Origin of the sequence: Agrobacterium vitis, assembly GCF_037039395.1 — a bacterium.
GTDB lineage: Bacteria > Pseudomonadota > Alphaproteobacteria > Rhizobiales > Rhizobiaceae > Allorhizobium > Allorhizobium vitis_E.
Genome location: NZ_CP146244.1, coordinates 989,184 through 1,002,564, shown reverse-complemented (window position 1 = coordinate 1,002,564; position 13,381 = coordinate 989,184). Strand labels below are relative to the sequence as shown.

11 protein-coding genes are annotated in these 13,381 nt (G+C 58.3%); 3 read left to right on the top strand and 8 right to left on the bottom strand.

Annotation, left to right across the window (positions count from 1 at the left end; all coding sequences use genetic code 11):
• Positions 1–4: 4 nt before the first annotated feature.
• Together V6582_RS25675 and scpA are read right to left on the bottom strand one after the other, a co-directional pair.
• Entirely contained in the window at positions 5–469 is a 465-nt protein-coding gene (locus V6582_RS25675; RefSeq protein ID WP_156632436.1) for a MarR family winged helix-turn-helix transcriptional regulator, read from the bottom strand.
• 103 nt (positions 470–572) lie between these two features.
• On the bottom strand, positions 573–2,723 hold the full coding sequence (gene scpA / locus V6582_RS25670; protein WP_156632437.1) for a methylmalonyl-CoA mutase: 2,151 nt from the start codon (positions 2,721–2,723) through the stop codon (positions 573–575).
• Between the two features lie 118 nt (positions 2,724–2,841).
• Here scpA and V6582_RS25665 point away from each other — a divergent pair, with 118 nt between their 5' ends.
• Complete coding sequence (locus V6582_RS25665; RefSeq protein ID WP_087730169.1) at positions 2,842–3,111, top strand: type II toxin-antitoxin system ParD family antitoxin; 270 nt, start codon at positions 2,842–2,844, stop codon at positions 3,109–3,111.
• Positions 3,101–3,463, top strand: a complete 363-nt coding sequence (locus V6582_RS25660; protein WP_197434403.1) for a type II toxin-antitoxin system RelE/ParE family toxin — start codon at positions 3,101–3,103, stop codon at positions 3,461–3,463. The genes V6582_RS25665 and V6582_RS25660 overlap by 11 nt, the downstream gene beginning before the upstream one ends.
• A gap of 26 nt (positions 3,464–3,489) precedes the next feature.
• Here V6582_RS25660 and V6582_RS25655 read toward each other — a convergent pair whose 3' ends face one another.
• From V6582_RS25655 to V6582_RS25630, 6 genes are all read right to left on the bottom strand, one after another.
• Positions 3,490–5,490: an acetyl-CoA carboxylase biotin carboxylase subunit gene (locus tag V6582_RS25655; protein ID WP_156632438.1), complete on the bottom strand. Its 2,001-nt coding sequence runs from the start codon at positions 5,488–5,490 to the stop codon at positions 3,490–3,492.
• Positions 5,491–5,492: 2 nt separating this feature from the next.
• On the bottom strand, positions 5,493–5,867 hold the full coding sequence (locus V6582_RS25650) for a hypothetical protein (RefSeq protein WP_197434407.1): 375 nt from the start codon (positions 5,865–5,867) through the stop codon (positions 5,493–5,495).
• A gap of 39 nt (positions 5,868–5,906) precedes the next feature.
• Complete coding sequence (locus V6582_RS25645; protein ID WP_070147586.1) at positions 5,907–6,284, bottom strand: hypothetical protein; 378 nt, start codon at positions 6,282–6,284, stop codon at positions 5,907–5,909.
• A 79-nt stretch (positions 6,285–6,363) separates the two neighbouring features.
• On the bottom strand, positions 6,364–7,896 hold the full coding sequence (locus tag V6582_RS25640) for an acyl-CoA carboxylase subunit beta (protein WP_156632439.1): 1,533 nt from the start codon (positions 7,894–7,896) through the stop codon (positions 6,364–6,366).
• A 254-nt stretch (positions 7,897–8,150) separates the two neighbouring features.
• Positions 8,151–11,306 carry an efflux RND transporter permease subunit gene (locus V6582_RS25635; RefSeq protein ID WP_156632440.1) on the bottom strand — a complete coding sequence of 1,052 codons (3,156 nt, stop codon included), beginning with the start codon at positions 11,304–11,306 and terminating at the stop codon, positions 8,151–8,153.
• A 3-nt stretch (positions 11,307–11,309) separates the two neighbouring features.
• Positions 11,310–12,467, bottom strand: a complete 1,158-nt coding sequence (locus V6582_RS25630; protein WP_070147589.1) for an efflux RND transporter periplasmic adaptor subunit — start codon at positions 12,465–12,467, stop codon at positions 11,310–11,312.
• Positions 12,468–12,607: 140 nt separating this feature from the next.
• On the opposite strand from V6582_RS25630, the gene V6582_RS25625 reads away from it, so the two are divergent.
• Positions 12,608–13,264, top strand: a complete 657-nt coding sequence (locus tag V6582_RS25625) for a TetR family transcriptional regulator (protein ID WP_156632441.1) — start codon at positions 12,608–12,610, stop codon at positions 13,262–13,264.
• Positions 13,265–13,381: the final 117 nt, after the last annotated feature.

Sequence of the window (13,381 nt, the reverse complement as noted above, 5' to 3'; positions counted from 1 at the left end):
GCCCCTAGTCCTTCTTGTCCCGGCTCGCCCGCAGATCGACGCAGCGTTGCTGAAACTCCATTAAAACGCGCAGGGTCGTTTCAAGATCCGCCTGGGAAATCCCCTCAAAGGCCCCTGCCCGTTCGTCGTCCAGCACAGCCTCTATCCGCGCCGCCATGCGCGTGCCTTGCGGCGTCAGCCACAGGCCCTTGGCTCGTCTGTCGGTGGGATCGTCCTTGCGTATGACCATTCCCGAGGCTTCAAGCTGATCGAGCAGCCGCACCAGCGAAGGCCCTTCGATGCCGACATGTTCGGCAAGAGTGATCTGGCGAATACCGCCCCCTAACCGGCCGATCCACACCAGAGGCGAAGCACAGGCCTCGGAAATTCCATGCTCGGCAAGAGCCACATCGATCGTCCGGCGCCACAGGCGCGCGGCGGAAAAAAGCTGACTGGTCAAACGTCTGCGCGTGTCGAGATCATTGTTCATGATCTCTAGGTAGCACAGATATAATTAGTATTCAAACTATTTTGATAAAAATAATATCTGTACCCAATATGCTTTCCAAAAACTCCGAGCCGTCAGGCGAGCCTTATTGGTTTCGCAATCGTCCCTGCATGAGGTCAATGACGGCTCTTGCGGCTTCTAGGACGTTTGTTCCTGGGCCAAAGACGGCTGAGACGCCGTGGTCGAGGAGGAATTGATAATCCTGCCTTGGGATGACGCCGCCCACCACGACGATGATGTTTTCTGCACCTTTGGCCTTGAGTGCGTCCACCAATTGTGGCGCAAGCGTTTTATGGCCGGCGGCCAGCGACGACATGCCGACGACCTGCACCTTGTGGCCGATGGCCAGATCGGCGGCCTCTTGCGGGGTCTGGAACAATGGACCGGCGATGACGTCAAAGCCGATATCGCCAAACGCCGAGGAAATGACTTTGGCACCCCGGTCATGGCCATCCTGACCAAGCTTGGCCACCATGATCTTCGGCTTGCCCCCCAGTACCGTGGCAAAGTCCGACAACTGGCCGACAAGCGTCTGGTATTCGGGATCGTCGTGATAGCGGTCGCCGTAGACCTTGGACACCACTTTAGGCACGGCGGTGTGATCGCCAAACACCGACCGCATGGCATCGGATATTTCCCCCACGGTGGCGCGGGCGCGGGCGGCATCGACGGCGGCGGCCAAAAGATTGCCCTCTCCGGTTTTGGCACCGGTTTTGGCAATGCGGGTCAGTTCCAACAGGCTCGCCTCCACCGCTTTTGCATCCCGACGCCGCTTGGTGTCTTCAAGGCGCTTGATCTGGCCAAGGCGAACAGTGGCATTGTCGATATCGAGAATGTCGATCTCGTCTTCGGTTTCCAGCCGGTATTTATTGACGCCAACGATCACCTCCTCGCGGCGGTCCACAGCCGCCTGGCGACGGGTGGCGGCTTCCTCGATCAGGCGTTTGGGCAGGCCGTCAGCCACTGCCTTGGTCATGCCACCCAGGCTTTCCACCTCTTCGATCAGCGCCCAGGCCGCGTCCGCCAGTTCCTTGGTCAGGCTTTCGACATAGTAAGAACCAGCCAGGGGATCGACCACCTTGGTCACGCCGGTTTCATGCTGCAAAATCAGCTGGGTATTGCGGGCAATGCGCGCGGAGAACTCGGTGGGAAGCGCAATGGCTTCATCGAAGGAATTGGTATGCAGCGATTGCGTGCCACCCAGCACCGCCGACATCGCCTCAAACGCCGTACGGACAATGTTGTTATACGGGTCCTGCTCGGCCAGCGACACACCTGATGTCTGACAATGGGTGCGCAACATCAGCGAGCCCGGGTTTTTGGGGTTGAACTCCTGCATGATCCGGGTCCACAGCAGCCGGGCGGCCCGCAGTTTTGCCGCTTCCATAAAAAAATTCATGCCAATGGCAAAGAAGAACGACAGGCGGCCTGCGAATGCATCGACATCCAGGCCCTTGGCCAGCGCTGCCCGCACATATTCACGGCCATCGGCAAGGGTGAAGGCCAATTCCTGCACCAGCGTCGCGCCCGCCTCCTGCATATGATAGCCGGAGATCGAGATGGAGTTGAACTTCGGCATCTCCCGGGCGGTATAGTCGATAATATCAGCGACAATCCGCATCGAAGGTTCCGGCGGATAGATATAGGTGTTGCGGACCATGAACTCCTTCAGAATATCGTTCTGAATGGTGCCCGACAATTTATCCCGCGAAACGCCTTGTTCTTCACCCGCTACAATGAAGCTCGCCAGGATCGGAATGACCGCGCCATTCATCGTCATCGACACCGACATCTGATCGAGCGGAATGCCGTCAAACAGGATTTTCATATCCTCGACACTGTCGATCGCCACGCCCGCCTTGCCGACATCGCCTTCGACACGCGGATGGTCGCTGTCATAACCGCGATGGGTGGCGAGATCGAAGGCGACGGATAGTCCCTTCTGTCCAGCCGCCAGATTGCGCTTGTAAAAAGCATTGGAGGCTTCCGCCGTGGAAAACCCGGCATATTGGCGGATCGTCCAGGGCCGCCCGGCATACATCGTCGCGCGAGGCCCACGGGTGAAGGGCGCAAAGCCAGGCAAGCTATCGAGATGATCCATGCCGGCAAGATCGTCTGCCGTATAAAGCGGCTTGACCGCAATGCCTTCCGGCGTTTGCCAGGTCAGGCTATCCGGACTGGCTTTCAGCTCTTTTTCGGCCAAGGCCCGCCAATCTGCAACCGTCTTCTTCGACATCGATTAATCCCTCCACCCTTGCAGACGAAAGACGGCATAAAAGCGCCTGTCCGTTCAGCTTGATTTTAATGCGACTGAGTAGTATTTTTGACAGCTAACTCCTGAGGAGCCTGTCCCCATGTCCGTGAAAGCCTCGGTTTCCATCTCCGACCAGCAAGACAAGTTTGCCCGCAAGCTTGTGGAAGATGGGCGGTATTCAAGCCTGAGCGCCGTGGTGCAGCGAGGTCTTGAGCTGCTGCGGGAAGAAACAGAGATGAAGGAAGCCGAAGTTCAGGCATTGCGCGCGCTGATTGATGAGCGCAGCAAAGGTCCGTTCCTGAACGCCGAGGAAAGCAGCCGGACAATCCAGCAGATGATCGCTGCGAAAAAGTCTTTCTATGGCCTTTGATTTGGTGCGGTCTACCGCCAGCAATCGAGATCTTGACCTGATCTTTGATCACCTTGTCGAAGCCTATTTGTCTTTCGGAGATGCGATACAGGAAGCGTTTGATCGCGCCTCGGCGCGCCTCCAAGCGATCGACGATGATTTGAAGGCGCTGGACCATGCGCCCTTTCAGGGAACACTGTTGCCAAGCATCGGGCCGGACTTGCGCCATGTGACTAAAAATCGTGCCATCATTTATTTCAAAGTCGATGAGGTTAAAAACCAAGTCCAGATCCTGGCCATCTTTTTCGGCGGACAGGACCATCAGAGGCATATGCTGGCGCGACTGGGTGAGCGGCAGGGCGATGATGTCTGATCTTTGGCCAAAAGCACATTTGCCCATCACTCGAATTCCATGATCAGTTCGTCCACGGCGAGGCTTTGGCCCGCTTTCGCAACCAGTTTTTTGACCACGCCGCGTCGCTCAGCCTTGAGGATGTTTTCCATCTTCATCGCCTCCACGGTCGCCAGCGCCTGACCGGCCTCCACGGCGTCGCCTTCGGCAACCGCAATGCCGGTCACCACGCCCGGCATCGGGCAGAGCAGCATTTTTGACGTGTCGGGCGGTAATTTCCGGGGCATAAGCCGGGCAAGCTCGGCGACGCGCGGAGTGCGAACATGCGCCACGACATCCATGCCGCGCCAGCGCAGGCGGATGGCGGGCCCCTTGAGATCAATTTTAAGCCCGATGTTTTGGCCATCGACGGTAAAGATTGCCAGCGTCTGCCCAGGCTGCCACACACCATCGACCGCGACCACACCGCCATCGGCAAATGTCAGACTGCCGGGATCAGCCGAAAGCGTCAGCGGATAACGCCGGTCAGCCAGTTCCACGACCCAGTCACGGCCGATGCTGCGGGCGTGATTGCCCATGGTGCCGGAGACCTGCGCGGCACGGGCCTCGCGTCGCTGGTGGATATGGGCTGCAATGGCGGCAAGCGTCCGACCCGATGCCTCATCCGGCTCGACCCCGGAAAAGCCCTCTGGAAACTCCTCGGCGATGAAGGCCGTGGTGATCTTGCCGGAGCGAAAGCGCGGATGCTGCATGACCGCCGACAGAAACGGCAGATTATGGCCAATGCCCTCGACTTCGAACCGGTCCAGCGCCGCACTCATCGCGTCGATGGCCGTGATCCGGTCAGGCCCCCATGTACAGAGCTTGGCAACCATCGGGTCGTAATACATCGAGATTTCCCCGCCCTCGAACACCCCGGTATCGTTGCGGACCACCGTGCCATCGGCTTGCTGGCCTTCGCTGGGCGGGCGGTAGCGTGACAGCCTGCCGATCGACGGCAGGAAATTGCGATAGGGGTCTTCGGCATAGAGCCGGCTTTCGACCGCCCAGCCCGTCAGCGTCACATCCCCTTGCGCAAAAGCCAGCGTTTCGCCCGACGCCACCCGGATCATATGCTCGACCAGATCAAGCCCGGTGATCAGTTCCGTCACCGGATGCTCCACCTGCAAGCGCGTGTTCATTTCCAGGAAATAGAAATTGCGATTGCCATCGACGATAAATTCCACCGTGCCAGCGGAATAATATCCAACCGCCTTGGCCAGCGCCACGGCCTGTTCGCCCATCGCCTTGCGGGTCTCCGCATCCAGAAACGGCGATGGCGCTTCCTCGATCACCTTCTGGTTTCGCCGCTGGATCGAGCATTCGCGCTCGCCGAGATAGAGCACATTGCCATGCGAGTCGCCCAGCACCTGGATTTCGATATGGCGCGGTTGGTCAACGAATTTCTCGATAAAGATCCGGTCATCGCCAAACGAGTTCATCGCCTCGTTCTTGGAGGATTGGAACCCCTCGCGCGCCTCGGCATCGTTCCAGGCGATGCGCATGCCCTTGCCACCGCCACCGGCAGATGCCTTGATCATCACGGGATAGCCGATCTGAGCGGCGATTTTGACCGCTTCCTCGGCATCGGCAATCAGCCCCATATGGCCGGGCACGGTGGACACGTCAGCCTCTGCCGCCAGTTTTTTAGAGGTGATCTTATCGCCCATCGCCTGAATGGCGCCGACCGGCGGGCCGATGAAGGCAACGCCCGCCTTGTCCAGCGCCTCGGCAAAGGCGGCATTTTCCGACAAGAACCCATAACCCGGATGCACCGCATCCGCGCCGGTCTGCCTGATCGCCTCGAGGATCTTGTCGATAACAATATAGGACTGGTTGGACGGCGACGGGCCGATATGCACCGCCTCATCCGCCAGCTTGACATGCAGCGCATTGGCATCGGCATCGGAATACACAGCGACAGTGGCAATGCCCATCCGCTTGGCGGTCTTGATCACCCGGCAGGCGATTTCGCCACGGTTGGCGATCAGGATTTTGGAAATTGCCATGGTTACACCCCTGCCGTGTCGTCAAAGGCCTGCGGAAAATTCTTCCGGGCAAGCTTTTCGTTGAGTTTCAGTTTGGCCGTATAGGAGGCCGGGTCAAAACCCCGCTCCGCGGCCAGAAGCTCCCGGCCAAACAGACGGCACAGCCGCTCGCCATCCAGATTGCCGCGCTCGAAAGGCTCTGCGCCAAAATACTCCCAAAGCGCCCGCACAAAACCGATATCCGCCAAGGCCACGGTCTGGTCCATGGTGCGGTGACGCGGCGTGGAGGTGAGCTTTGTCACGTTGGAATTGGCGCGCCGCAGCGTGAACTGCCATTGCGTGCCAAGAAGGCCCGCCGGAAAGCCGCGATGCTTCGGCATCTCAGACACTTTGACCATCATGCAACATCCGGTTGAAACAGGAGAGGAACCATCGCATCACACCTCAAACACATCGTCGAAGGATTCCGGAAAGCTGTGGCGCGCCACGCGCTCATCGATGCGCAGCAGCGCTTCATAGGACAGCGGATCGAAATCCTTTTCCACCGCCACCACTTCGCGGCCAAACAGCAGGTTGAGCCGGGCCGCATCCAGATTGCCGCGCTCAAAAGGCTCCGCGCCGAAGTGATGCCAGAGCGCGTGCAGGAAAGCCGCATCGATGCGGTGTTCCTTGGTGCCGGGATAGGCCTTGCGCGGCATGGCCTTGATGGGGGTGACGCCCCGGGGATTGGCCCGGCGAATGGTGAACTGTACACCTGTTCCGGGCATGCCGGAGGGAAATCCACGGTGCTTGGTCATATCAGGGGCTTTGGACATCCATGCCGCCCTTTCTTGTCTGCCGGAACAGGTCCGATCTTGTTGTTGAAGTGAACCCGCTATCAAAGTGGGCCAGTTTTTAAAGCGGAATGGTGTCGTGTTTCTTCCAATGGGTCGTCATCTGCTTGCCCCGCAGCGAGGCAAAGGCCCGGGCGATGCGTTTGCGTGACGAATGCGGCATGATCACCTCATCGATAAAGCCGCGCTCGGCCGCCACGAACGGATTGGCGAAGCGCTCCTCATATTCCCTGGTGCGCGCCGCGATCTTCTCGGGGTCGCCCAGTTCGGAACGATAAAGAATTTCCGTCGCACCCTTGGCACCCATGACAGCGATTTCCGCCGTCGGCCAGGCATAGTTCACGTCAGCGCCAATATGCTTGGAGGCCATAACGTCATAGGCGCCGCCATAGGCCTTGCGGGTGATCAGCGTCACCATCGGCACGGTCGCCTCAGAATAGGCAAACAGCAGTTTTGCGCCGTGCTTGATGACCCCGCCATATTCCTGCGCCACGCCAGGCAGAAAGCCCGGCACATCCACCAGCGTCAGGATCGGAATGGAAAAGGCATCGCAAAACCGCACGAAACGGGCCGCCTTGCGCGAGCTATCAATATCCAGGCAGCCGGCCAGCACCATCGGCTGGTTGGCGACAACGCCAACCGTCTGGCCTTCCAGCCGGATGAAGCCGGTGATGATGTTCCTGGCAAAAGCTTCTTGTAACTCGAAGAAATCGCCTTCGTCGGCCAGCGCATGGATCAGTTCCTTCATGTCGTAAGGCTTGGCGGAACTGTCGGGGATCAGCGTATCCAGCCGCATTTCAAGCCGGGCCGGATCGTCATAAAACGGCCTGCTCGGCGGCTTTTCTCGGTTGTTCAGCGGCAGAAAGTCAAACAGCAGCCGTACCTGTTCCAGCGCCTCGACATCGTTCTCAAAAGCACCGTCAGCCACCGAGGATTTCTTCGTGTGGGTGCCTGCCCCGCCCAGCTCTTCCGCCGTGACGATTTCGTTGGTCACCGTCTTCACCACGTCAGGGCCGGTGACGAACATGTAGGACGTGTCACGCACCATGAAGATGAAGTCGGTCATGGCAGGCGAATACACCGCCCCGCCCGCGCAGGGCCCCATAATCACCGAGATCTGCGGAATGACCCCCGACACCTCGGCATTGCGGCGAAACACCTCCGCATAACCGGCAAGCGACGCCACGCCTTCCTGGATCCGCGCCCCGCCCGAATCGTTGATGCCGATCACCGGCGCCCCAACCCGGACCGCCATATCCATGATCTTGCAAATCTTCTGCGCATGGGTTTCCGACAGCGAACCGCCAAGCACGGTAAAATCCTGGGCAAACACATAGACCTGCCGCCCATTGATCGTGCCCCAACCGGTGACGACCCCATCACCCGCCACTTTCTGCCCGTCCATCCCAAAATCCGTGCAGCGGTGGGTGACATACATGTCATATTCTTCAAACGACCCCTCATCCAGCAATATCTCGATCCGTTCGCGCGCCGTCAGCTTCCCCTTGGCGTGCTGCGCGTCAATCCGCTTTTCCCCACCGCCAAGACGGGCCTCGGCGCGGCGGTTTTCCAGCTGATCCAATATTGTCGGCATGTGATCCTCATCCTCTTTCGCGCAGACCTTAAAGCATAAAAGCTTAAACCGGAATCGGCTTTAGGTATCATATCGAAAAGACATTTTATGGGGCGGGACCGTGATGCCCAACGAGAAAAGCCGCAATGGCAACCGAGTGCAATTGCGGCTTTAAAGTGTAAAAATGGCCGGAATATCACGTAAATTGACCGGATCGGAAACTGCGATGCAATCTCCGATCCGGTCTTTTCAGACGATGCGCCTAGGCGCCCGACTTAATGGTCGCTATGCGGCGCATGATGTTCGGGTGGCTTACCCAAGCCAAGCCAGGACTTCAGTTTTTCACGCACGGTCTGGAAGGTGATGTAGAGCATCGGAATGACGAACAGACCGAGTGTACTGGCCGTCAACATGCCGATGAAGACAGGCGTACTGACATTCTGCCGTGCCATCATCGAGGCGCCATTTGCCCAAACCAGCGGCACGAGGCCAAGGATGAAGGCAATCGACGTCATCATCACGGCGCGGAAGCGCAGCTTTGCCCCCAGCACCGCCGCTTCGGCAATCGGCATGCCCTGTTCGCGGTGTTCCTTGGCGAACTCGACGATCAGGATGCCGTTTTTGGCGGCAAGGGCGATCAGCACCACGAGACCGATCTGTGCGTAGAGATCCATCGTCATATGCATCAGCACCATGCCGGCAAAGGCCCCGAATACACCCACGATGACGGAAAGCAGAACCGGTACGGGAATGGTCCAGCTTTCGTAAAGCGCCACCAGGAACAGGTAGGCAAACAGCAGGGCCAGTGCCAGGATGATACCGGTCTGGCCAGAGGCCTGCTGTTCCTGATAGGCCGTTCCCGTCCATTCCAGCGCAAAGCCGGATGGCAGGGTATTGGCGACCACCTGCTTGAAAGCCTCCATGGCGTCCCCGGAAGACGTGCCGGGAGCAGCTGAGCCATTGATCGTCACGGCGCGATAGTTATTATAGCGGGTGATGACAGGCGGGCCGACGATTGTCTTCACCTCGGCAATCGACTGGAGAGGCACCATGTCGCTATTGGAGTTGCGGACATAGATGTTCCAAAGCGCCGATGTATCGCGGCGATTGGCGGCATCGCCCTGGACCTTGACCTGCCAGGTACGTCCGAACTCGTTGAAGTCGTTGACATAGGAGCCACCGAGCGTTGCCTGCAGGGCGTTGAAGATATCGCTGATGCTGATACCGAGCGCCTGTGCTTTTTCACGATCGATATCGAGATAGATCGACGGCGCATTGGCACCATAGGTGGTGAAGACACGTGCCAGTTTCGGGTTCTGATTGGCAGCACCGACCACTCCATAGGCCACATTGGCCATGGTGGCCGGATCGGCACCCTCAAGCGATTCGATCATCGCTTCAAAACCGCCACTGGTGGAAAGACCCAGAACGGGCGGAAGGTTGAAGGGCAGAACAGTCGCGGCCTTGACCTGCTGGACCATGCCGAACGTCCGGCCAATAACCACTTGTACCTTGTCCAAGGCCGCCGGGCGATCCGCGAAGGGTTTCAGCTTCACGATCATGAAGGCGGAATTGCTGGCCGAATAGCTGTCGAGGAAGGAATAACCGATAACCGAAGAGACATTTTCGATTTGCGGAATAGCCTTCAGCAGATCTTCCACCTGCGCAACGGCACCGCTTGTCCGCGCCACCGAAGCGCCATCGGGCAATTGCACCGCGATGAAGAACGTGCCCTGGTCTTCTTCCGGAAGGAAGCCACTGGGGGTAATCTTCGACAGCCCATAGATGCCTGCACCGCCGACCCCGATGATCAACAGGGACAGGACCGCCATGCGGACCATTTTCTGAACCGCCCAGGCATAGCCGTCGCGGGTATTGTCGATACGCCGGCTGATCCAGCCCATGATGCCGCGTTTTTCGCCAGTGTGGCGCAGGAAGACGGCGCAGAGAGCAGGTGACAGCGTCAGCGCGTTAATGGCCGAGATCAGCATGGCAACGCTGATGGTGACCGAGAACTGCCGGAACAATTCGCCTGATATGCCGGAGATGAAGCCGATGGGAACGAAAACCGAGAGCAGGACAAGGGTGATCGCAACAATCGGACCGGTGATCTGGCCCATGGCCTTCTTGGTGGCGGCAACCGGTGTCAGCTCCGGCTCCTCCTCCATCACGCGCTCGACATTTTCCACGACGACAATCGCGTCGTCGACGACGATGCCGATGGCAAGGACAAGGGCGAGAAGCGAGACCGTATTGGCGGAATAGCCAAGCGCCAGCAGCACCGCGAATGTGGCGATAACGCTGACCGGCACCGCGATGATCGGAATGACCGTTGCCCGGACGTTGCCGAGAAACAGGAAGACAACCACAGCCACCAGCACGAAAGCTTCGATCAGCGTATGAATGACGGATTCAATCGTGTCTTCAACGAAGGTGGTCGAGTCGTACATGACATTGGCGCGCATGCCTTCCGGCATCCGGCTGTTCAATTGTGCGATCTTGGCGCTGACGGCCGCAGCCGTGTTCAGCGCGTTGGCACCGGGAGACATATAAATGCCCATGGCAACGCCCGGATCGCCTTCGCGGCGAGAGACCGTGTCATCGTTCTGTGCGCCCAGTTCGACGCGGGCAACATCCTTCACTTTCAGGACAGAGCCGTCCTTATTGGCGCGCAGCACGATATTGCCGAATTCCTCCGGCGTTTCGAGACGGCCCTGGGTCTGGACGTTGTATTGAAATGCCTGGTCATCCGGCACCGGACGTGCACCGATACGGCCAACAGGTGCCTGGACGTTCTGTGCTGAAATCGCGCTTGTCACATCCGAAGGCACCAGGCCAAGGCTGGACAGGCGGTCAACGTCGAACCAGATCCTCATCGAATACTTCATGTTGCTGAAGAGCGATGCAGAACCGACACCTGGAATACGCGAGATCTCGTCCAGGACGTTGATCGTTGCATAGTTGGTCATGAACAGCGGATCGAACTTGCCCTTCTCGCTCTGCACCATGATGAATTGCAGAATGGACGAGGATTTCTTGCTGACCGAGACACCAAGATTTTGAACGTCGCTGGGCAGCGAGGACAGAGCCGTCTGCACGCGGTTGTTGACGTTAACGGTGTTAATGTCGGCATCGCTGCCCAGTGCGAAACTGACGGTCAGCGAGTAGCTGCCATCATTACCGCTGGTGCTTTTCATGTAGAGAGCTTTGTCGACCCCAATCACCTTGGATTCGAGCGGTTGCGCAACGGTCTGCTCCAGCACTTCGGCGGAAGCGCCGGGATAGGTGGCCGTCACCTGGACCTGTGGCGGCACGATATCGGGAAGTTGTGAGACCGGTATTCTGGTCAGTGCCAGGCCACCGGCAATCGTCAGCACGATGGCAATGACGATTGCCATGCGTGGACGATCAATGAAAATATTGGAAAACATCGCTTAGCCCTGCTTTGGTGCGGCGGGTGGAGCCTGGTCGGCCGGCTGTGCATTGACCGGTGTATTTGGCCGAACACGCTGGATTCCGTCTGTAATCACCTTGTCGCCTTCCTTGAGGCCATTGGTGACAACAGCCATTTCCGGCGTGGATTGCCCAAGCGTCACACGGCGCACCTGCGCAATGCTCTTGTCATCAACCACATAGACGTAGGAGCCCTGCTGATCGACCATGACCGAGGCACGCGGAATGGTGAGGTAATCGGTCGGCTCGACGGTTTCGAGGATCACGCGGACGAATTCGTCATTCACCAGTTCCCGATGTCCCGTCGGCAGCAGCGGATTGGGGATCGTGCCGCGCAGGGTGATGGAATCGGTATTTTCGGAAACGCTGATGTCGTAGAAATCGAGCGTGCCTTCCTGGGCGTATAGTCTGCCATCGGGCAAGCGGATCTTGAGCTTCACGCTCTTTTCCAGACCGCCATCCTTGTCGAACCGCTGTCTCAATTCGATGAGACGGCGCACCGATATCGGGAATTTCACATACATCGGGTCCTGACTGACCACTGTGGCCAAGGTTCCCGACGAAGAGGATACGACATTGCCGACCGTGACCGAAGCAAGGCCGATACGACCATCGATAGGCGCGATGATATCGGTATAGCCGAGATTGATCTGCGAGGTGCGCACATCGGCTTCCGATTCCGCGACCTTGGCAATCGAAGTCCGCTGCGTGGCACGTGCGTCGTCCAGATTGCTCTGGCTGCCGCTGCCGCCTGCTCGAAGCTGTTCGTTACGAGCAAGGGATATATTCGAATTTTCAAGGGTGGCCTGGTTTTCGGCCAGAGTGGCCTTCTTGGAATCCAGATCGGCCTCATAGGACTGCCGCTCGATGCGGAACAGGACCTGGCCCTTCTTGACCTCAGAGCCTTCCTTGAAAAGCTGTTCTTCCAGGAAGCCGGTCACACGGGCGACGAGATTGACGGAATCCTTCGCCTCGACCCGGCCATTGACCTCGGTCGTGTCATTGATCGGCTTCAGTTTGGCAATCGTTACGCCGACGGCCGGCGGTCCAGCATTTGGCATCTGCGCAAATGATGGGGTGGAAAAGGAAAGGGCTGCAATAGCGCAACCCGCAACAAGAAATCGCTTTGTTTTTTGCATGGCTAGGAACACTCCAACGGTAGCCTCTCCGATATATATACATACATACCGTTTGTAAACAGGATTGATCGCAGTGAGTAAATATGTGATGAATCAGAGAACGACGTATCGTGCCCAACAATTTCGCCCAGGAGGACCCATTGCGGAGAACCAAGGAAGAAGCAGCGGAAACCCACATGCAGCTCCTGAAAGCTGCCGAGCAACTTTTCCTCACCAAAGGCTTTGACGAGACATCATTGGACGAGATTGCCCAGGCGGTGGGCGTGACGCGCGGCGCTGTCCATTGGCATTTCAAGAACAAGCGCGGCATTCTCGAAGCCCTGCGCAACCAGGCGTTCAAGCCTTTCGAGCAATTGGCGGCGCGGCTTCCGGCAGACAGTTCCGTCGATGTGTTTGCCGCCCTTGAACAGATATTGTTCGACATGCTGGCGCATCTTCAGGCCGACGAGCGGCGCCGCGGTGTGATCCGGGTCAGCCTGCATCTGGATCTTACGATAAAGGAAACCGACTCGGATGGCATTCTGAGCACGCTCAAGGGCAAGCTACTGCCCCTTTTCCAGGTTGCCGCCGACAGGGGCCAACTGACCGCACCCTGGAGCCCCGCCTCCGCCGCCATGACCCTGAGCGCGACCGTATCCGGCCTGATCGGCGAATGGGCCTTTGGCCGGGATAATTTCCAACTCGTGCCGTATGCGCAGCAATTCGTCCGGATCGCGCTGGTGGGTTTCGGCATGCAAAGCCGGGACTGTTCTAAAATTCATAGAGAGCCTGGCCATAGAGAGACAGGGAAGGCCTGATCCTCCAGCCTCAATGGCATCGGTATAATCCGCTCCCCTCGGCGTCCGGAACCGAAGATTCCACCAAATAACCCCTGCTTTCAGCAGGAAAAATACCGCTTGGCTTGTAGATTCCAG